The 19,318-nt window shown below is 68.1% G+C and carries 18 protein-coding genes; 5 read left to right on the top strand and 13 right to left on the bottom strand.

Translation table 11 applies throughout. From position 1 onward, the window contains the following. Nucleotides 1–126: 126 nt before the first annotated feature. From C2868_RS13810 to C2868_RS13770, 9 genes are all read right to left on the bottom strand, one after another. Nucleotides 127–1,614, bottom strand: a complete 1,488-nt coding sequence (locus C2868_RS13810; protein WP_100812697.1) for a benzaldehyde dehydrogenase — start codon at nucleotides 1,612–1,614, stop codon at nucleotides 127–129. A gap of 49 nt (nucleotides 1,615–1,663) precedes the next feature. Further along, on the bottom strand, nucleotides 1,664–2,593 hold the full coding sequence (locus tag C2868_RS13805; protein WP_100812696.1) for a sugar phosphate isomerase/epimerase: 930 nt from the start codon (nucleotides 2,591–2,593) through the stop codon (nucleotides 1,664–1,666). Nucleotides 2,594–2,603: 10 nt separating this feature from the next. Continuing rightward, nucleotides 2,604–3,386 (bottom strand): SDR family NAD(P)-dependent oxidoreductase, encoded by a 783-nt coding sequence (locus C2868_RS13800; RefSeq protein ID WP_100812695.1) that lies wholly within the window; start codon nucleotides 3,384–3,386, stop codon nucleotides 2,604–2,606. A 124-nt stretch (nucleotides 3,387–3,510) separates the two neighbouring features. Further along, nucleotides 3,511–4,497: a sugar ABC transporter substrate-binding protein gene (locus C2868_RS13795; protein ID WP_157814044.1), complete on the bottom strand. Its 987-nt coding sequence runs from the start codon at nucleotides 4,495–4,497 to the stop codon at nucleotides 3,511–3,513. An 84-nt stretch (nucleotides 4,498–4,581) separates the two neighbouring features. Next, entirely contained in the window at nucleotides 4,582–5,571 is a 990-nt protein-coding gene (locus C2868_RS13790) for an ABC transporter permease (RefSeq protein WP_100812693.1), read from the bottom strand. After that, nucleotides 5,568–7,097 (bottom strand): sugar ABC transporter ATP-binding protein, encoded by a 1,530-nt coding sequence (locus C2868_RS13785; RefSeq protein WP_100812692.1) that lies wholly within the window; start codon nucleotides 7,095–7,097, stop codon nucleotides 5,568–5,570. The genes C2868_RS13790 and C2868_RS13785 overlap by 4 nt, the downstream gene beginning before the upstream one ends. Beyond that, nucleotides 7,094–8,164, bottom strand: coding sequence for a zinc-binding dehydrogenase (locus tag C2868_RS13780; RefSeq protein ID WP_100812691.1), 1,071 nt, complete (start codon nucleotides 8,162–8,164; stop codon nucleotides 7,094–7,096). The genes C2868_RS13785 and C2868_RS13780 overlap by 4 nt, the downstream gene beginning before the upstream one ends. Before the next feature lie 86 nt (nucleotides 8,165–8,250). After that, nucleotides 8,251–9,216 (bottom strand): transketolase family protein, encoded by a 966-nt coding sequence (locus C2868_RS13775; RefSeq protein WP_100812690.1) that lies wholly within the window; start codon nucleotides 9,214–9,216, stop codon nucleotides 8,251–8,253. Next, nucleotides 9,216–10,094: a transketolase gene (locus tag C2868_RS13770; RefSeq protein ID WP_100812689.1), complete on the bottom strand. Its 879-nt coding sequence runs from the start codon at nucleotides 10,092–10,094 to the stop codon at nucleotides 9,216–9,218. The genes C2868_RS13775 and C2868_RS13770 overlap by 1 nt, the downstream gene beginning before the upstream one ends. Before the next feature lie 311 nt (nucleotides 10,095–10,405). On the opposite strand from C2868_RS13770, the gene C2868_RS13765 reads away from it, so the two are divergent. From C2868_RS13765 to C2868_RS13745, 5 genes are all read left to right on the top strand, one after another. Further along, nucleotides 10,406–11,890: an aldehyde dehydrogenase family protein gene (locus C2868_RS13765; protein WP_198519641.1), complete on the top strand. Its 1,485-nt coding sequence runs from the start codon at nucleotides 10,406–10,408 to the stop codon at nucleotides 11,888–11,890. A 110-nt stretch (nucleotides 11,891–12,000) separates the two neighbouring features. Continuing rightward, a complete protein-coding gene (locus C2868_RS13760; RefSeq protein WP_100812688.1) occupies nucleotides 12,001–12,546 on the top strand; it encodes a MarR family winged helix-turn-helix transcriptional regulator in 546 nt (181 codons plus the stop codon). Nucleotides 12,547–12,594: 48 nt separating this feature from the next. Beyond that, the gene (locus C2868_RS13755) at nucleotides 12,595–13,197 is read left to right on the top strand and encodes a MarR family winged helix-turn-helix transcriptional regulator (protein ID WP_100812687.1); all 603 of its coding nucleotides are present in this window, start codon (nucleotides 12,595–12,597) and stop codon (nucleotides 13,195–13,197) included. 56 nt (nucleotides 13,198–13,253) lie between these two features. Then, on the top strand, nucleotides 13,254–14,264 hold the full coding sequence (locus tag C2868_RS13750) for an aldo/keto reductase family protein (protein ID WP_100812686.1): 1,011 nt from the start codon (nucleotides 13,254–13,256) through the stop codon (nucleotides 14,262–14,264). A 1-nt stretch (nucleotide 14,265) separates the two neighbouring features. Beyond that, complete coding sequence (locus C2868_RS13745; protein ID WP_100812685.1) at nucleotides 14,266–15,363, top strand: epoxide hydrolase family protein; 1,098 nt, start codon at nucleotides 14,266–14,268, stop codon at nucleotides 15,361–15,363. A gap of 37 nt (nucleotides 15,364–15,400) precedes the next feature. Here the strand turns inward: C2868_RS13745 and C2868_RS13740 are convergent, their stop codons facing one another. From C2868_RS13740 to C2868_RS13725, 4 genes are read right to left on the bottom strand one after another with little or no spacing between them, the layout of a single operon-like run. After that, nucleotides 15,401–16,273, bottom strand: coding sequence for an amidohydrolase family protein (locus tag C2868_RS13740; protein WP_100812684.1), 873 nt, complete (start codon nucleotides 16,271–16,273; stop codon nucleotides 15,401–15,403). After that, complete coding sequence (locus tag C2868_RS13735; protein ID WP_146048073.1) at nucleotides 16,270–17,877, bottom strand: AMP-binding protein; 1,608 nt, start codon at nucleotides 17,875–17,877, stop codon at nucleotides 16,270–16,272. Before C2868_RS13735 ends, C2868_RS13740 begins: the two co-directional genes overlap by 4 nt. Before the next feature lie 5 nt (nucleotides 17,878–17,882). Then, on the bottom strand, nucleotides 17,883–18,797 hold the full coding sequence (locus C2868_RS13730) for an SDR family NAD(P)-dependent oxidoreductase (RefSeq protein ID WP_100812682.1): 915 nt from the start codon (nucleotides 18,795–18,797) through the stop codon (nucleotides 17,883–17,885). Next, nucleotides 18,794–19,252, bottom strand: a complete 459-nt coding sequence (locus C2868_RS13725; RefSeq protein ID WP_100812681.1) for a MaoC family dehydratase — start codon at nucleotides 19,250–19,252, stop codon at nucleotides 18,794–18,796. The genes C2868_RS13730 and C2868_RS13725 overlap by 4 nt, the downstream gene beginning before the upstream one ends. Nucleotides 19,253–19,318: the final 66 nt, after the last annotated feature.

Genomic DNA, 19,318 nt, shown 5'->3' with positions numbered 1-19,318 from the left:
GTCAAGGTTTTCATGACGCGCGTCACATAACTGTTGAATAACCCCGCCCAGTGCTCCCCTCCCCCGAGCGCGAAAGTGCCCGTTCCGCAACCCGAGGGTGCAGAACGGGCACTGCCGCGCTGAGGGTCAGAGCGGGTACTGACCGGGCTCCCGGCGCATCGTGATCCAGCGCGTCTCGGTGAAGGCGTCGATGCTCGCCTGCGCACCGCCGTGGCGTGAACCCGTTCCCGACGCGCTGACGCCGCCGAACGGGGTGTTCGCCTCGTCGTTCACCGTCTGGTCGTTGATGTGCACGATCCCCGTCGGGATGCGCTGGGCCATCGCGAGGCCACCGAGCACGTCGCGCGTGACGATGCCGAGCGACAGGCCGTAGTCGGTGTCCGAGGCGAGAGCCACGGCTTCATCGTCGGTCGAATACGAGACGACGGATGCCACCGGCCCGAAGACCTCTTCGCAATAGGCCGCGGCGTCCTTCGGCGTGTTCGCGAGGACGGTCGGACGGTAGAAGAGGTCCTCGTAGGTGCCGCCCGCGCGCAGCTCGGCGCCCTGGGCGACGGCATCCTGGACCAGGGTGTGGACGCGATCGCGCTGGATCTCGTCGATGAGGGGACCGAGGTGCACGGGACCCGCCGCGGGGTCGCCGACGTGCATGGAGTCCGCCTTCTCGGCGAGCGCCGTGACGTAGCTCTCGAAGATCGACTCGTGCACGATGTGACGCCCGACCGTCATGCAGATCTGGCCCTGGTGCAGGAACGACCCCCACGTCGCGAGGTTGACGGCCTGGGCGACATCGGCATCCTCACGGATGATGAAGGCCGAGTTTCCGCCGAGCTCGAGGTGGGCGCGCTTGAGGTGGCGCCCCGCGAGTTCACCGACGATGCGACCCGCGCGGGTCGAACCCGTGAAGGCGATGACGCGCACGCGGGGATCGGCGACCATGGCCTCGCCGACGTCCGCACCGCCCGGGACGAGCTGCAGCAGGCCGGCGGGAAGACCCGCCTCTTCGAAGATGCGGACCATCGACACACCGCCCGTGATGACCGTGCGCGGGTCGGGCTTCAGGATGACGGCGTTGCCGAGGGCGAGGGCGGGAGCCACCGCGCGGATGCCGAGGATCAGGGGCACGTTGAAGGGCGAGATCACGCCGACGACGCCGACCGGGATCTGCTGGGCGAGAGACAGGCGCGGCTCTTCACTCGAGAGAATCGAGCCGAGCGGGGCCGAGGGCAGCGCGGATGCCTCGTAGCATTCGGCCGCCGTGACGTGCAGCGCGAACCCGGCCAGGGGCGGGATCGCCCCGACCTCGCGGGTGTTCCAGCCGCCGATCTCTTCGGCGTACTGCTCCCACAGCGCTCCCGCCCGGCGCAGGACGGCGGCACGCACGGGGTGCGGGGTCGCGGCCCACTCCTGCTGTGCTCGCGCGGCGCCCTCGGCCGCCCGGGCCACGTCGCCAGGGCCGGCGATGCCGACCGTCGCGAGCGTGGCGCCCGTCGCGGGCTCGATGGAGGCGATCGTCCCGCCCTCGCCCGTGACCCATGCGCCGTCGATGAAGATCTTGCCGCCGAACACCGCTTCGTCGATGAGGGTTCCGGTGGAGGTGATCGTGCTGGACATGTCGTTCTCCTCAGTAGGTGCCGCGGGCGCAGCCCGGGGCTTCGTTGATCTAGTCTTGCGCGAGCCGCGCCAGACGCGCCGCTCGGCGGCCCTCGGTACTCAGGGCGAATCCACGCCGGATGACACGCATCGCCTCCTGGGCGAGCCCCACACCGTCGAGGTAAGGGGATCGCCAGATCGCGAGCATGTCGCCCGCTTCGGGCGAGAGCACCCCGCGCGAGAACGCCTCGACACCCACGCGTCCCGTGTATCCGCTGTCGATCGCGTGCCGCACCAGATCCGCCACGTCCACCGCCCCGCTGCCCAGGCCGCCGCGACCCGACTGACCGAGCTCGAGGTACCCGAGCCGCGGCAGCGCGTGCGTGATCGCCGCCGCGAGGTCACCCTCCTCGACGGCCATGTGGAAGGTGTCGAGATGGATGCGCAGATGTTCCGACCCGCTCGCCTCGACGTACCGCATCGCCTGCGCCGCGGTGTTGATCGCCGAGGTCTCGTAGCGATTCAGGACTTCGAACGTCATCGCGACGCCGCGCTCGTGCGCGTAGTCGGCGACGCGGCCCACCTCGGCGGCGGAGCGCTCGAAGGCGGCCGTCGAGGTCGGTCCGCTCGGATGCCCGAAGAGGCCATAGGGGACGCCGTTCATCTGATCGCCGCCGAGGGAGACGGTCAGATCGACGGCGGCACGCAGCGCCGCTGCGCCCGCGGCGCGTTCATCGGCGTCCTCGGCCGAGACATCCGCACCGGGCGCCTGCCCCGCGATCGTGATCGGAGAGATTCCGCGGGCGGCGAAGGTGCGCCGCAGACCCGCGACATCGATCGCCCCGGGCTCCAGGGGCGGCAGCACCACCCGTCGGTAGCCCGCCTCCACGAGCGCGTCGAGCGCCGCGGGCAGCAGGTCCGACGACGCATCCGCGAGCAGGATGTTCAGGTGACAGGCGACGTCGAGCCCGGCGGAGGGTGTTTCGGTATCCACACTCATGGCACGCGCCTCAGAAGGTCGGCAGGTCGAGCCGCTGTTTGAAAACGGAGTAGCCGTCGTCGACGCTCACGACGGTCCCGTTGATGACGTTCGCCTCGTCGGACGCGAGGAATGCGACCACGTTCGCGATCTCGTCGGGCTCGGTCATCTTGTTGCGCAGCTGCTCCGCGGCGAACGTCGCGCGCAGCTCCTCGCTGAACTGGTTGATGATGGGCGTGCCGACGCGGCCGGGAGTGATCGCGACGGCGCGGACGCCGAACTGCGCGAGCTCGTAGGCCGCGGAACGTGTGAACGAGATCACGGCCGCCTTGGCCGCGCTGTAGGTGAACGAGAGCTCGGCCGCCTGCTCGCCGTAGATCGAGGACGTGCTGATGATCACGCCGCCCGTTCCCTGATCGCGGAACTGCCGGCCGGCCGCGAGGATGCCGTAGTAGACACCATCCTGATCGATGCGGATCATCGGCTCGTAGTCGACGGCGGGATCGTGCTCGAGGAGCGGTTTGCCCCCGGCGATGCCCGCGTTGTTGAAGATGACGTCGAGCTTGCCGAAGACCTCGACCGCGCGAGCGACCGCGGCCTCGACCTCGGCGTACACCGAGACGTCGACGCGAACCGCCGCGATGCTGCCCTCGAACCCTTCGTCCGAGATCGCTTGTGCGGCGGCTTCGGCCTGATTCAGGTTGATGTCGGCGATCATGACCTTCGCGCCCTCGCGAACGAACTTGCGCACCGTCGCGAGTCCGATGCCGCTCGCGCCGCCGGTGATGAGAGCGACTTTGCCGTCGAGACGCATGGGAGTTTCCTCTTCTTGGAGTATCTGGTTTCGAGTGTGTGGGTACTGCGGACGTGCAGGAATGGTGCGGGGGGTGCGGGGGCGGATACCGGAGCATCCGCCCCCGCGGTGAAACGAATGGCCGCTAGAGCTTGTCGGACGGCGTGGTGTCCGCCGCGTTCTCCTTGGTCACGAGCGTCACGTCGACGTCGACGAAGTCCTTCGCCGGCAGTGTGCCGTCCTCCTGGAAGGCCACGACATCCTTGATCAGCATGTCGAGCACGAGGGGCCAGGGCTGGTCGATCGTGGCGAGCATGTTGCCGCCCTTCTCGATGGCCGCGAGCGTCTCGGAGAGCGCGTCAACACCGGTGACCGGGGCGGTCGAACCCGCCTCGGCGAGGCCCTGTGCCGCGCCGAGCGCCGCGTCATCCCAGCCGGCCCAGACGGCGTCGAGGCCGTTGGGGTTGGCGGAGAGGTAGTCGGAGACGAAGTTGAGCGCCTCCGTGCGACCCGTGGCGGGGTTCGTGACCTGCTGCGGCTCACCGCCCACGACGGTCGCTCCGGCCGCTTCGAACGCCTCGACCGCGAGCGCCGAACGCAGGCGGATGCCGGCGTGCGGGTCGTGGCCGATGACCATGATGGTCTTGCCCTCGAGGCCACCGATCGCCTCGTCGATCGCACCGACCGTCTTGTCGACGATCTGCTGCTGGTTCGTCGTGATGTTGGTGACGAAGGCGTCCGTCGGCTCGGTGCCGGCGTCCATCGCGAAGATCGGGATGTCGGCGTCCTTCGCCGCGGTCACGATGGACCCGATCGACGAAACGTCCGTGTATCCGTCGAGGATGACATCGGCGCCCTGACCGATGGCGCTCTCGACGGCCGGGTTCATCTTCTGGAAGTCGAAGTCGCCCTGGATCATCGTCAGATCCCAGCCGAGTTCTTCCGCCTGGGCCGTGACGGCCTTGACCCACCACGCACCGACCGGGGTCTGGTTGCCGGAGGTGAACGCGATGACCTTGAAAGCGTCATCGGCGCCACCGCTGTTGTCTCCCGAGCCACTGCCCGAGCATCCCGTGAGGGCGAGTACCGCCGCGGCGGCTACGGCCGCGGCCACCTTGAATTTCGTACGCACGTATCTACTCCTTTGTGATTGCGTTGGTTGTGAGGGAGTGATGGCCCCGCGGATTACCGGGTCGCGAGGCCCGTGGGAGCGTTGCTATCGCTCCCGCGTCTTGAGGCCGGAAAGGACCACGGCGAGGATGATGATGAGTCCGGTCACGACCTGCTGCACGTAGGCGTTGACGCCCAGGATGTTCAGGCCATTGCTCATCACGCCGATGATGCCGACGCCGATCATGGTTCCGCCGAGGTTCGCGGCTCCCGAGCGGATGACGGTCATACCGAGGAAGACGGCGGCGACGGAGAACAGCGTGTTGTCGGAGCCCTGCTCCGCGGCCGCGCTGCCGAGGCGCGCTGCCAGCAGGATGCCGCCGATGGCCGAGATGAATCCGGCCATCGTGAACGCGAGCAGACGTGCCCAGCGCACGTTCACGCCCGACAGTCGCGCTACCTCGACGTTGCCGCCGATGGCGTGGAGCCGTCTGCCGAGCGTTGTGAAGCGCAGCATCGCCCAGATGATCACGGAGATCAGGACCGCGAAGTAGACCGGCAACGGCACGTTCAGGAACCGGCCCTGGCCGAGCTGGTTGAACTCTTCGGGCATGCCGAAGACCGTGGTGCCTCCCGTGACGAGATATGCCAGGCCTATGACGGAGGTCATCGTCGCCAGTGTCGCCACGAACGCCGACAGGTTGAGATAGGCGATGAGCACCCCGTTGACCAGCCCGACCAGGAGACCAACCGCCAGGCCGGCTCCGATCGCGACGGGCATGGAGTTCTCTCCGAGGAGCATCACGGAGGTCACCGCACCGGCAAGACTCGATGTCGCGCCGACCGAAAGGTCGAAGTCGCCGAGCACCATGACGATGGTCTGCGCACCGGCGATGATCGCGAGGATCGAGACCTGGTACAGGATGTTGCGGACATTGATGAACGACAGGAACGTGTCGGGCCGCATCGCGAAGAAGAAGATGATCAGCAAGATCAGCGCGACCACCGTGCCGCTCTGGATGAGGACCCGGCCCGCCGTGCGCGACTGCTGGGCCATGATCGTCCCGGTCCGCGTGGGCTCCTTCTGAACTGTCATGATGTGGACCTTCCGTAGGCGTAAGAGAGGAGGAGTTCGTCGTCGGCGCCCTCGGCGGGCACGTCGCCCGCGATCGAGCCCTCGTGCATGATCAGGATTCGGTCGCACATCCCGATGAGTTCCGGCAGCTCCGAGCTGACGGCGATGACCGTGGTGCCGGTGGCGGCGAGTTCACGGATGAGACGGTAGATCTCGGCTTTGGTGCCGACGTCGATGCCGCGCGTGGGCTCGTCCATGAGCAGCACGTGCGGCTTGCGCGCGAGCATCTTGGCGAGCACCACCTTCTGCTGGTTGCCGCCCGACAGTTCGCCGACCGGCTGGCGCGGGCTGCGCGCCTTGATCTGGAGGTCGGCCATGGCGCGCTTGGCCATCTCGGCGATCCGCCCGCGCGAGACCCATCCGAGTCGGCTCACCGACGAGATGTTGGCCAATGCGATGTTGTCTTGAATCGACGCGCCCAGGAGCACACCCTGGCTGCGGCGCTCCTCGGGAACGAGCGCAACGCCCGCCGCGAGGACGCGTCCGACCCCTGCCCTGCGCGGGACGATCTTGCCACCCACGGTGATCGTGCCCGCCTTGGAGGTCTGCGCCCCCGCGAGGATCCGCAGCAGCTCGCTCCGACCGGAACCGGCCAGTCCCCCGATGCCCAGCACCTCGCCCTTGTGCGCGGTGAAGGAGACATCCGTGACGCGCCGGCCCTCAAGCCCTTCGACGACGAGAGTGACTTCGGTCGAGGTCTTCCCTCGCTCGGGATAGAGCGAATCGGCGTTTCGGCCGACCATCGTCGAGATGACCTCGCCGATCGTGGTGTCGGCGACGTTCTTCGTCGTGATCGTCTCGCCGTTGCGCATGATCGTCAGGCGATCGCACAGCTCGAAGACCTCCTCGAGACGGTGCGACACGTAGACGATGGCGACTCCCTCATCGCGGAGGGAGCGCAGCACCGCGAAGACTTCGCGGATCTCGGTGTCGGTGAGCGAGGCCGTCGGCTCGTCGAGGATCAGAACACGCGCATCTGTGGCCAACGCGCGCGCGACCGCGACCATCGTCTGCTGCACCGGCGAGAGGTCGCCGGCGAGCTTGCGCATCGAGATCTTCTGATTGAGGCGTTCGAGCTGCGCCCGCGCCTCGCGGCGTAGCGCGCGACCGTTCACGATCCCCGCGCGGCTCGGCAGCTGTTCACCCAGCAGGACGTTCTCGGCGACCGAGGTGGTCGGCACGATCGAGAGCTCCTGGTAAAGCGCCACGATGCCCGCTTTGTGCGCGGCCCGGACGTTGGCGAACTCGACCTCTTCACCCGAGCGGCGGATCTGGCCCGAGTCCGGCGCGTACAGCCCCGTCACGACCTTGATGAGCGTGGACTTGCCGGCGCCGTTCTCGCCCAGCAGCGCGTGGATCTCGCCGGGCTGGACCGACAGGCTCACGCCCTTCAGCGCGTGCACGCCGTCGAAGCTCTTGAAAACATCGACCGCCTCGAGCGCCGGGAGGGTGGCGGTCGAGACCGCGCCGTTCTCGATGACCGTCATGACGCACTCCGGGAGTCGTCCAGGTCGTTGCAGCGGATGACGACCTTGGGGTGAGCACCGCTCATGTGGGCGGCGAAGGCCGCCGCGGCGTCCTCGAGATCGAACACGGCCGCCGTCATCTCGTCGACGTCGAGGTGCGGGAGGATCTGCAGAGCCCGCGGGAAGGCGTAGGGCGAGACGAAGACGCCGGTGAGCGTCAGCTCCTTCAGGTAGAGGTAGTCCGACAGGTTCAGCGGCATCGCGAAGTCGTGCGGGTACATCGCGCCGTAGATCACGGTCGCGCCCTTCGCGGCGATGTCGAGGAGTCCCTGGACGGCGCGGGGCGAGCCCGAGGCGTCGATCACGATGTCGTATCCGCGGCCGTCTGTGATCTCGTCGGCACGCTCGAACTGGTTCTCGGCGATCGGGTCGATGACGTACTCGGCGCCGTGACGGAGGGCCATGTCGCGGCGATCCGCGATGGGTTCGATCATGGTCAGCGAGGTCGCGCCATACATCTTCATGACCTGCAGGGTCAGCTGGCCGATCGGCCCGCCGCCGCAGACGGCGACCCGGTCGCCGACGCGGATGCGGGTCTTGTCGGCGATGCGCACGGCGACGGACGTCGGCTCGAGCAGGCATCCCGTGAGCAGGGACACCTCTTCGGGCAGTCGGTAGACCTGTGACTCGTGCCACGTCACCGTCTCGGCCATGCCGGGGCGGTTGTAGTCCTGGATGTGCTCGCAGAACTGCTGACGACCCTCCTGGCAGGGGCGGCACGTGCCGCAGAACCGCAGGAAGTTGCCCGCGACCCGGTCCCCGACGCGCAGGCCGTTGCGGTGCGCGGCCTCTCCGAGCGCCTCGACGACGCCCGAGATCTCGTGTCCGAGGCCGATCGGCACGTCGGTGCCGAAGAATCCCTCTGCGAGGTGGGGATCCGACCCGCAGATCGCGGCGTACGCGACGCGGATGCGCACGTCCTCGGGTCCGAGGGGCTGCTCGGGGAAGTCCACGACGTCGATGACGCCGCGCGCGGTCTCGTCGGGATCGCGCAGGCTTCCCACCTTCGTGACGGCTACTGTTCTCATGACTCTCCGTTGAGTTCTTGCGGGGCAAGCGGTGGGTTACGGTACGGGCAGTGCTCTCGCGAGTCGGCGACTGCCGACCCTCACGATCAGGGCTGCGCGGCGATGACCCGACGGATCGCGGCGATCGTGGCTTCGAGGCCGTAACCGTGCTTGTCGCGCAGCTGCTCGTCCTCGCCGAAGCCGGCGTAGACCTGCGGGATCCCGAGACGCTCGAACGCCTTCAGGTGCACGCCGTTGTCGGTGACCACGTCGGCGATCCGGGTGGCCAGCCCACCGTACGCCAGGTGATCCTCGAGGACCACGAACCGGCCGTCCGTCTCGGCGGCGGAGCGGATGATGAGCTCCTGGTCGATCGGCTTCAGCGTCCACATGTCGATGACGCGGATGGACCGGCCATCCTTCGCGAGCTCGTCGGCCGCGTCGAGCGCCTGGGCGACGGTCGTGCCGTGGGTGAAGATCGTCGCGTCGGTGCCTTCGCGCGCGATGATCCCCTTGCCGATGCGGATGTCGTGGGTGCCGGGTTCGTAGAGGACCTTGTCCTTCTTGCCGACGGCCAGGCGGATGTACAGCGAGCCCGTCATCGACATGGACTGACGCAGGACCTCGCCGACCATCAGCGGGTCACCGATCGACGTCACGGTCATGTTCGTGAGCGCACCCATCAGGGTGAGGTCTTCGACCGCGTAGTGGGTGGAGCCGCCGTTGCCGACGAGCCCTCCGTGGGTGCCGATGATCTTGACGGGGAGGTTCGGGTAGCAGACGTCGGTGCGGATCTGCTCGAGCGCGCGCATGGAGAGGAACGGGAGCATTCCCGACACGACGGGGATGTTGCCGTCGTAAGCCAGACCGGCCGCGACTCCCACGCACGCCTGCTCCGCAAGACCCACGTCGAGGAAGCGCTCGGGGAACTTGTCGCGGAACTCCACCAGCGTCGCGCCGATGTCGGGAGTGAGGACCCAGAGGTTCGGGTACTCGTCGCCCAGCTCGGCGAGCGTCGTGCCGATGACCGAGCGGGCCCCGAGGAACTCACCGAAAGTGAAGGTGATGGGCATCAGACGGACTCCTTCTCTCGAGAGGCCTCGAGAGCCTCCATCGCGCGTTCGAGGTCGGCGGCTCCGAGCGAACCCGCGTGCCAGGCCAGATTGTGTTCCATGAAGTCGACGCCCTTGCCCTTGACCGTTTCGCAGATGACGACGGTGGGCTTGTCGCTGTCGGGTGCCGGGAGGCCGTCGATCGCACCGACCAGCGCCCCCATGTCGTGGCCGTCGATGTGCACGACGTTCCACCCGAAGGCCGCCCACTTGTCGGGGTAGGGCTCGAGGTTCACGCGCTCCTCGTCGAAGCTCGTCATCAACTGACGATTGCGATCGATGAAGGCGACCAGGTTGCCGAGCTTGTTCGAGCTGGCCACGAGCGCGGCCTCCCAGACGGAGCCCTCACCTGTCTCGCCATCGCCCATCAGGGTGACGACGCGGTGGGTCTCGCCGCGACCGCGGGCGCTCAGGGCCATGCCGACCGCGAGCGGCAGTCCGTGACCGAGCGAGCCCGTGGACGCCTCCACGCCGGGAAGCTGCACCTTGCAGGGGTGCATGCCGTACGCGCTGTCGAGCTGACCGTAGGTCTGGACGATCCCGTCGTAGGAGAAGAAGCCGCGGATCGCCATCGCGATGTACATCGCCACGGCCGCGTGCCCCTTGCTGAGCACGAAACGGTCGCGGGAGGGGTTGGCGATGTCGGTCGGGTCGACCGTCAGGCCGTACTCGAACAGCGCGGTGAAGATGTCCGCCGACGACAGGTCGCCTCCGATGTGCACCGCACCCTCGTACGTTCCGCACAGGTGCAGCAGCTTCTGACGCAGTTCGAACGCCAGATCTTCCAGCTGTGCGACGTCGGGGCGCTCGCCTACCGGGACAAGGCTCTCGCGAACCATCCTCTGCCTCCTCGTTGATGACATGGGCGCCGATTGCGCTGCATCGCTGCAGTGCTTCGACCTTCTCAACCGACCCTCGGGGGCCGACGAAAGGAGACGCTAGCACGATCTCCTTTACAGGTAAACAAGAATGCAGGTAAACTTCAGGAAGTCGGTGAGGACTTGTCAGAACCCGAGACCGACACCCGAATCCCGTGCCATCATGGCGCTGGTAAAGGCAACTTCGATGCGGTTCGACAGACACGCACGATTCGACAGACACGCAGTTCGGCAGACACACAGAGAGGTGGGTGGTCGGCTTGTCCGACACGTTGAGTACTGAGGCCCCGGTTCGTACGGGACTGTTCATCGGCGGCGAGGAACGGCAGACGGCGGAGACGATTTCTGTCGTCGACCCGGCTAAGGCAGGCGTGATCGTGGGTGAGGCGGCCTCCGCTTCGGCCGATGACGTCGCCGACGCGGTAGCCGCGGCAAAGGCGGCCTATCCGGCCTGGTCGGCCCTGTCGACGGCCGAGCGGGCGCGCCAGATGGCGGAAGCGATCGCCGGAATCGCCGACGAGCGCGACACGGATGCGGCCATCCTGTCGCAGGAGAACGGCAAGATCCGCATGGAGGCCTGGGTGGACGCCCTGGTCTTCGAGATCCGCTGGAACCTGGCGCTCATGATCGCCGACGAGGTCGACACCGGGAAGACGCTTCCCGTCATGCCCGGCATCCCGGTCAACACCGAGGTGTCCTACCAGTCGCTCGGCGTCGTCACGATCATCGTGCCGTTCAACTGGCCGATCGCGATCCTCGCGGCATCCCTGCCCCACGCGCTGCTCGCGGGTAACACCGTCATCGTGAAGCCGCCGCCCTCGGCGCCCCTCGCGACGACGCGCGTCGTCCAGCGGGTGGCCGAGAAGCTGCCGGCCGGTGTGCTGAACGTCGTCACCGGACGCGACGAGAACATGGGTGCGCTGATCCAGAACCCGGACATCGCGAAGGTGTGCTTCACCGGGTCGGTCAACGGCGGGAAGCGGATCATGGAGATGGCGGCCAAGTCCCTCACCCGCGTCACGCTGGAGCTGGGTGGGAACGACGCGGCGATCTTCACCGAGGACGCCATCATCGATGACGTCCACCTCGACCGCCTGTACGCGGCGATCTTCGACTCGACCGGCCAGATCTGCATGAACGCCAAGCGCGTCTATGTGCATCGGTCCCGGATGCAGGAGGTCGTCGACGGGCTGTCGGCACGGCTCGAGAAGGCCGTCATCGGCTACGGGCTCGATGAGGGCACCACGATGGGGCCCCTGCACTCCCCCGTGCAGAAGGCATTCGTCGCCGAGATCATCGAAGAGGCGAAGGACTCCGGCGCGACGGTGCTCGAGTTCGGCGAGCTCCCCGGCGGAGACCTCGCGGGCGGCAACTTCCTGCGCCCCGCGATCGTCGTCGACCCCGACCCGTCGCTCCGCGTCGTCACGCAGGAGCAGTTCGGTCCGGTCATCCCGATCCTGCCGTTCGACACGGAAGAAGAGGCCGTCCGAGCCGCGAACGACACCTGGGGCGGACTGTGCGGCAGCGTCTGGACCGCCGACCCCGAGACGGCCACCCGCATCGGCAGCCAGCTCGTGTGCGGCTACGTCTGGGTCAACGACCACGGCGCCACCCGCCTCGACCTGCGTGCACCGTTCGGTGGCATGAAGCAGTCGGGCATGGGCCGCGAACAGGGCATCGAAGGCATCCGGGCGTTCCAGGACACCCGCTCTATCGGAGTCATCGACCCCGAGGCACTCGCCGCGATGGCACACTGAGCGACCCCGCTCGGCGCGGCGCCCGGCTCCATACGGAGCCGGGCGCCGCGCCATACCGATCCTCGATGGCGGGCTCGTGGCCACTCGGCATGCGACAGAGAAGGACTTCGATGACGAACATCCCCCCGGTGGACGGTGTCGGGCGCCAGCGCCATCCCGATATCGTCACCGAGCCCCTCCCGAACTCGATCGACCCCGATCACTTCACGCCGCGATTGTTGGCGCTCCTGTCCAACGCGCTCGTCTGGCGGGAATCGCACGAACTGCGTCGGCGGTTCGGGCTCGGCACGAACGACTGGCGCGTCATCTCGTCGCTCGGGCTGCGCCCCGGGATGTCGGCGACCGAGATCGCGGACTTCGCGGCGATGAACAAAGCCGTCGTGTCGAAGAGCGTCAGCGTACTCACCGAACGTCGGCTCGTCGTGCTGCTCGACGGCCCCCGCGGTTCGCGACCGATGTTCCTCACGCGCGCCGGCGCCGAGATGCACGAGCTCATGATGCCGATCTCGCTGCGCGGTCAAGAGATCATGCTGTCGCACCTCGCCCCCGACGACATCACCCGCCTGAATGACCTGCTCCTGGCAATGCTGCAGGAGACCCGCGAGCTCATGACGCTCGAAAGCGAGGCGGTCGTCGACCGAAGCACGGACTCGTGAGCCCACGGTCCGCCAGTCCGCATTCGGCACCTGGCTAGACTGCCCGCGATGGCCACTCACCTCCCCCTCTCCGACGCGGTGCTCGCGCAGGCGACAGCACAGGGGCTCGTGACCGAACCACTCGCCCGCACGATCGACCGCGACTCTTACTCCCCCGCGCTCCTGGGCCTGCTCAACAATGTGCTCGTGTGGGGCGGTTCGCGCGTGTTCAACGCGCTGCATGACGTCGGAGCCAACGAGTGGCGCGTCCTCAGCGCCCTGGGCAACCACCCGGGCGCGACGGCGCGGGACCTGTGCGAGATTCTCGGCATCAACAAATCGATCGCCTCGAAGAGTGTCGGGGCACTTGTCGCGAGCGGCCATGTGGGGCAGGCGGACGGACGTCGCACCTCGCGCCATCTGTTCCTGACCACCGTGGGCGCTGCGCTGCACGACCAACTCATGCCGATCGCGCTGCGACGCACCGAGATCCTGCAGCATCGCCTGTCCGACGACGAGGTCGTCGAGCTCAACCGCCTGCTCTCGAAGATGCTCGAGTCGGCCGCCGACCTCCAAGAATACGAGCGCGCGCTGCTCGCCTCGGGGCCGACTCAGGCACCGAGCCACGCACCGAGCCACGGGCCGAATACAGAGTCGCGCACGAGCCACTAACATGGCGAGAGTTGACAGTTAAACTGAATTGCGGAATCACGAGGGAGTGACCGGACGTGGAATACAGGTTCCTGGGTAACAGCGGGTTCAAGGTCTCGGAGATCACCTACGGGAACTGGATCACGCACGGCTCGCAGGTCGAGAACGACGCCGCCATCGAAACCGTACGTGCAGCGCTCGACGTCGGCATCACCTCCTTCGACACCGCGGACGTCTATGCGAACACCGCCGCCGAGGTCGTTCTCGCGGATGCCCTGAAAGGCCAGCGCCGCGAGTCTCTCGAGATCTTCACCAAGGTCTACTTCCCGATCGGGGTCTTCGGGGCCAACGACTCGGGACTGAGCCGCAAGCACATCATGGACGGCATCCACGGATCGCTGCGGCGCCTCGGAACCGACTACGTCGACCTGTACCAGGCGCACCGCTACGACTACGAGACACCGCTGGAAGAGACGATGCAGGCCTTCGCCGACATCGTCCGCCAGGGCAAGGCGCTCTACATCGGCGTCTCGGAGTGGACCGCGGACGAGCTGCGCGCCGGTCAGGCCCTGGCGAAAGAACTCAAGATCCAGCTGGTCTCCAACCAGCCCCAGTACTCGATGCTCTATCGCGTCATCGAGGGCGTCGTCGTTCCCACGAGTCGTGAACTGGGCATCTCGCAGATCGTCTGGTCTCCCGTCGCGATGGGCGTCCTCACCGGCAAGTACCTGCCGGGTCAGCCCGTCCCGGACGGAAGCCGGGCGACCGACGCGACCGGTGGGTACTTCATCAAACGCTTCCTCGAGGACGACGTGTTGGCGGCGGTGCAGCGGCTGCGGCCCATCGCGGAGCAAGCGGGGCTGACGATGGCTCAGCTCGCGATCGCGTGGGTCCTGCAGAACGACAACGTCGCCGCGGCGCTCGTGGGTGCGTCTCGGCCGCAACAGCTGAAGGACAACGTCAAGGCCGCGGGCGTCCGACTCGATGCCGACACGATGGCCGCGATCGATGCCGCCCTCGCCGGCGCGGTCGTGGACGATCCCGCCCTGACCGAGAAATCCTCGCCGCGCACGCGCTGGAAGGACTGACATGGGCTCGATCACCCCCTTCACCGTCGCCGTTCCCGACGAGGACATCGACGACCTGCACGCTCGGCTCGCGCGGGCACGCTGGGCCGACTCCGCGACCGACGACTGGTCGTGGGGCACCCCACCGACCGCGCTCCGCGCACTCATCGACGAATGGGCGAACGCCTACGACTGGCGCACCACCGAGCGCCGGTTCAACGAGCGGGAACAGTATCTCGTGGAAGCCGGCGGCACGCGCATCCACGTCGTGCGCGCGGGAACGCCCGGCGCCCAGCCGCTCATGCTCGTGCACGGCTGGCCGGATGGCTTCCTGCGCTTCGAGAAGGCACTGCCGCTGCTGGCCGACCGGTTCGACATCGTCATCCCGAGCCTGCCCGGATACGGTTTCTCGGATCGGCCGGCGCGGCCGGGCTGGGGCCCGGTCACCGTGGCCGGCGCGTTCGACGAGGTCATGGCGGCGTTCGGGTTCGACCGCTACGTCGCGCACGGGAGCGATCACGGCAGCGCCATCGTGGAAGCGCTCGGCGCTCTGCGGCCCGATCGGGTCGACGCGCTGCACCTCGGCGACGTTCCGGCGTGGCGCCGATACACGATCGATCCCGCAGCGCACGGCGAGGCCGTGCGGGCGTACGCCGAAACCGGTGCGACGTGGTTTGCGACCGAGGGAGCCTACGCGGCCGAGCACCGCACGAAGCCCCAGACGATCGGGTTCGCCCTCGGCGACTCGCCCCTGGCGCTGGCCTCGTGGGTGTTCGAGAAGCTGCACGGCTGGGCCGACAACGACGCGCCCGGCGGCGGACTGACGATGCACGACGTGCTCGACGACATCTCGCTGTACTGGTTCACCGGCACAGCGGCCTCCGCCATCCGGTACTACCGCGATGCCGGCGACCACCTGCTGCCGCCGTCGTCCCGCGCGACGCAACCGACCGGGTTCACCGTCTTTCCGCACGACACCGTGGTCGCGACGCGCCCGTACGCCGAGCTCTTCTTCGACGTGAAGCACTTTGCGCTGCAACCCCACGGGGGGCTCTTCGGCCCGTGGGAGCAGCCCGAGCTTTTCGCCCGCGACCTGCAGACCTTCACCGACGCCCTCTAGAGCGACCGGCCCGAGGCGGACCCGGGCGGCGCGGACCTCAGACCGCGTCGTCCAGGCCGAGCAGGCGCACCGCGTTGTCTTTGAGCACGAGCCGCTCGACCTCTTCGCCGAGCTCCAGTGCGGCGAAATCCTTGAGCCAGCGGTCCGGGGTGAGAGCCGGGAAGTCCGATCCGAAGAGCATCTTGTGCTTCAGGTAGGTCCGGGTCGCGCGCACGAGATTCGGGCTGAAGTACTTCGGGGACCAGCCCGACAGGTCGATCCACACGTTCGACTTGTGCGTGGCGATCGAGATCGCCTCGTCCTGCCACGGCACGGACGGATGCGCCATGATGATCTGCAGGTCGCGGTGCCGCGCGGCGACCTCGTCGAGAAGCATCGGGTTCGACAGGCCCAGCCGGTAGCCGAGCCCACCGGGCATTCCCGCGCCCACCCCCGTCTGTCCGGTGTGGACGACGATCGGCAGGCCACGCTGCTCGATCTCGGCGAAGAGCGGGGCGTAAGCGGGGTCGGACGGGTCGAAGCCCTGGACGGTGGGGTGGAACTTGAACCCCCGAGCGCCGAGTTCGTCCGCCTGCCGTCGCAACTCGTCGACGGCCGCTTCTCCCTGCAACGGATCGACCGACCCGAACGCGATGAGCGTGTCGGGGTGCCGCTGGGCACCCGCCACGATGTCGTCGATGCTGTTCGGACGGTGCCCGGTATTGGTCGTCGCATCGACCGTGAAGACGACGGCCATGAGTCCCCGCTCGCGGTAGTACGCCGCGGTCTCGTCGAGCGTGCGCGTCGGTTCGGAGCTGCCGAAGTAGCGGTCCATCGCCTCGCGCTGCTCGCGCGAGGCCCCGTGATGTCCGTGATCGTCGATCTGGATGTGCACGTGCGTGTCGATCCCGAGAATGTCCTCGAGGCTCATGTCGTCCCTCCCGATGCGCCGCGGTCGGCGATCACTTCCCCGCGCAGTCGCCCTACGTCGATCTTGCCGGTCGGCGTGCGATCCAGCGATTCGCGGAACATGACGTGCCGCGGCTTCTTGTACCCGGCGACGATGCCCCCCACGTGGGCCGCGAGCTCGTCGGCCGTGACGTCGCCGGAGCGGACCACGACGGCCGCGACGACCTCACCGAAGCGCGGGTCGGGCACCCCGAGCACGGCCGCATCGGTGATCGCGGGGTGGGTGAGCAGCGCCTCCTCGACCTCCAGCGGGTAGACCTTCTCGCCGCCGGTGTTGATCACGCCGCTGCCGCGCCCGATGAACTCGATGTGACGGTCGTCCTGCACGATCACCCAGTCACCCGGGATCACGTAGCGTTCCCCCTCGATCTCGGGGAACGTGGCGCGTGTCTTCTCGAGGTCACGGTGATACCCCAGGGGGAGCGCTCCGCGCTGTGCGAGGATGCCGCGCGAGCCCGGGACGTCCTGAACCTGCCGGAAGTTCTCGTCGAACACCACGGCCGTCGGGAAGAGCTGCGCGCGGCCCGGCAGGTCGGCGACGCCCTTCGTCGAGGTGACCGCGAATCCGCCGCCCTCGGTCGATGCGAGCAGGTCGATGATCTCCATGTCGCCGAGCTCGTGCAGGGCCTTCTTCGTCTCGGCGCTGAAGCGCATGCCCGAGCTCATGATCGAGGCGACCGTGGGAAGCCCGACCCCGAGAGCGCGCGCGGCGTCCGCGATCGGCATGCCGATCGCGTCGCCGGCCACGATGAGCCGCGTGGCCCCCTCCGCGTTGGCGAAACGTACCGCCGCCTCGGCGTCGAGGCGCGCGCGCGAGGAGATCAGCACCGTGCCACCGACGGCGAGCGTGTTCATCGAGGTGGTCAGCGCGGTGCCGTGCATGAACGGCGCGAGCGGCAGATTGATCATCGGGGGGTAGGTGGAATCCACCGAGATCCGGATCGCGTCGTCCATCGTCTCGGGCTGCGGCCGACCCGACAGGGTGTACGCGGCGAACAACTGCACCTCGAAGAAGCTCGGCGCGCTCCACCGCACGGCCTTCGGACGTCCGGTCGTGCCACCGGTGTAGATCCACAGTTCGCCGTCCGCGGGGGCATGCGGCGGAAGCGGCTCATCACCGGCGACCGTCTCGGCCCACGAGATCGCGCCCGCCGCGATCCCCTCGCCCTCATCGACGCTCACGAGCGTGACGTCGACGTCGGCGAGCTGCGCGGCCTCGGTGGCCACGTCGGCCAGCGACGCGGGATGAATCAGCACCGACGAGCCGGAATCATCCAGGAGCGCCGCGACCTCGGCGGGGCGCAGCCGGAAGTTCAGCGGCACGGGTGTGATGCCGGCGGCCAGACACGCGAAGAACGTGATGAGGAACTCGGCGCGGTTGTGCAGCAGCATCGCGACGGTGTCACCGGGGCGCACCCCGGAGCGCTCGAGCCACGCAGCCAGCGACCCGGCCTCGCGCGCGAACCGCCCGTATGTCCATGTCTCGCCGTCGACGGTCTTGAGCGCGAGACGGTCCGGGTCTGCGCTCGCGATCGCCTGCCAGAGGTCGGAGTAGTGCCCCTCCACGATCGCTACTCTCCCGCGCCCGGGCCGGAGCGCTGCGCCAGGCCGTGGAGTTCGTCTCGCCAAGCCCGGCCGATCTGTTCGGGCCTCCAGCCGCCATCCTGATCGAGCGTGCGCAGCACCTGCGGGTGGGAGTACATCGTGAGGCGATCCCCGCCGATGCCGATCGCCTGCCCGGTCACGTCCGCCGCGTCGGCCGAGGCGAGCCAGACGACGAGCGCCGCGACGTCCTCGGCCGTCCCGAGCGCGTGGTCGCGCCGGTACTCGGTCGGAATGCCCCTGCCCGCCACATAGTCCTCGTAGACCTGCGTGTACGCGGGGATCGTCGCGGTCATCGGCGAGAGTGCGGTCGGGATGATGGCGTTCGCCGTGATCTCTGCGCGCGCCAGCTCGAGCGAGAGCGTGCGTGCCATGGCGACCAGACCCGCCTTGACAGCCGCGTAGTTCGTCTGCCCGAAGCTCCCGTACTGCCCGGCGGGCGAGCCGACCAGGATGATCCGGCCACCTTCCCCCCGCTGGCGCATCTCGATCGCGGCGGCACGCGCACAGGTGAAGGAGCCGCGCAGGTGGGTCTCGGCCACCAGGTCGAAGTCGTCATCCGACATCTTCCAGAGCACCCGATCACGCAACACGCCCGCGTTGGCGACGAGGATGTCGAGGCGTCCGAACTCGTGCACGGCCGCGGCGACGAGCGACTCGGCCGTCTCGGTCGGGCCGACCGGACCGACGACCGCAATCGCCCGGCCACCGGCCGCGCGGATCTCGGCGACCGTTTCGCGTGCCGTGACGTCGTCGACGTCGTTGACGACGACCGCGGCACCGGCGTCGGCCAGCGCGATCGCGTACGCCTTGCCGAGACTCCGGCCAGCGCCGGTGACGATCGCCGCCTTGCCATCCAGCCGTACCCGTTCGGCCGCGCTCATCGGTAGAACCTCAGGACGAGCTCGGTCGCGAGGACGGGCTTCTCGCCGCCCTCGACCTCGACCGTCACGGGCACCTCGACCTGGAAGCCGCCCGGCACCTCGGTGACGGATGACACGACACCGCGCAGACGGACACGCGATCCGACGGGAACGGGGGCCGGGAAGCGGAGCTTGTTCGACCCGTAGTTGATGCCCATGCCCACGTCGGTGACCTCGAAGATGCCGGCCATGAGCGGAACGACCAGGCTCAGGGTGAACAGGCCGTGCACGATCGTCCCGCCGTACGGCGTCGACGCCGCGAACTCCGGATCGATGTGGATGGGGTTCATGTCGCCGCTCAAGCGCGCGTAGTCGTTCACCTGTTCCTGGGTGATCTCGAGCCAGTCGGAGGGCCCGAAGGTACTCCCCTGGATCGAGGGAAGGTCGCCGATCGCGACGGACAGTCCGCTGGTCATTCGTGTACTCCTCGTCGAGTCCTGGTCGTCGATGCGAGATTCGGCTACCGACGGTCGTTTGTCAGG

The sequence above is a fragment of the Microbacterium sp. CJ77 genome, from assembly GCF_002911615.1.
Lineage (GTDB): Bacteria > Actinomycetota > Actinomycetes > Actinomycetales > Microbacteriaceae > Microbacterium.
Note: the sequence above shows the minus strand (reverse complement) of the source record. Positions and strands in the feature narration are given on the sequence as shown.

Bases quoted from the DNA above. Each gene is read 5' to 3' on its own strand.
- C2868_RS13810 (WP_100812697.1), bottom strand. From the start codon at position 1,614: ATGTCCAGCACGATCACCTCCACCGGAACCCTCATCGACGAAGCGGTG.
- C2868_RS13805 (WP_100812696.1), bottom strand. From the start codon at position 2,593: ATGAGTGTGGATACCGAAACACCCTCCGCCGGGCTCGACGTCGCCTGT.
- C2868_RS13800 (WP_100812695.1), bottom strand. From the start codon at position 3,386: ATGCGTCTCGACGGCAAAGTCGCTCTCATCACCGGCGGCGCGAGCGGC.
- C2868_RS13790 (WP_100812693.1), bottom strand. From the start codon at position 5,571: ATGACAGTTCAGAAGGAGCCCACGCGGACCGGGACGATCATGGCCCAG.
- C2868_RS13785 (WP_100812692.1), bottom strand. From the start codon at position 7,097: ATGACGGTCATCGAGAACGGCGCGGTCTCGACCGCCACCCTCCCGGCG.
- C2868_RS13780 (WP_100812691.1), bottom strand. From the start codon at position 8,164: ATGAGAACAGTAGCCGTCACGAAGGTGGGAAGCCTGCGCGATCCCGAC.
- C2868_RS13775 (WP_100812690.1), bottom strand. From the start codon at position 9,216: ATGCCCATCACCTTCACTTTCGGTGAGTTCCTCGGGGCCCGCTCGGTC.
- C2868_RS13770 (WP_100812689.1), bottom strand. From the start codon at position 10,094: ATGGTTCGCGAGAGCCTTGTCCCGGTAGGCGAGCGCCCCGACGTCGCA.
- C2868_RS13760 (WP_100812688.1), top strand. From the start codon at position 12,001: ATGACGAACATCCCCCCGGTGGACGGTGTCGGGCGCCAGCGCCATCCC.
- C2868_RS13755 (WP_100812687.1), top strand. From the start codon at position 12,595: ATGGCCACTCACCTCCCCCTCTCCGACGCGGTGCTCGCGCAGGCGACA.
- C2868_RS13745 (WP_100812685.1), top strand. From the start codon at position 14,266: ATGGGCTCGATCACCCCCTTCACCGTCGCCGTTCCCGACGAGGACATC.
- C2868_RS13740 (WP_100812684.1), bottom strand. From the start codon at position 16,273: ATGAGCCTCGAGGACATTCTCGGGATCGACACGCACGTGCACATCCAG.
- C2868_RS13730 (WP_100812682.1), bottom strand. From the start codon at position 18,797: ATGAGCGCGGCCGAACGGGTACGGCTGGATGGCAAGGCGGCGATCGTC.
- C2868_RS13725 (WP_100812681.1), bottom strand. From the start codon at position 19,252: ATGACCAGCGGACTGTCCGTCGCGATCGGCGACCTTCCCTCGATCCAG.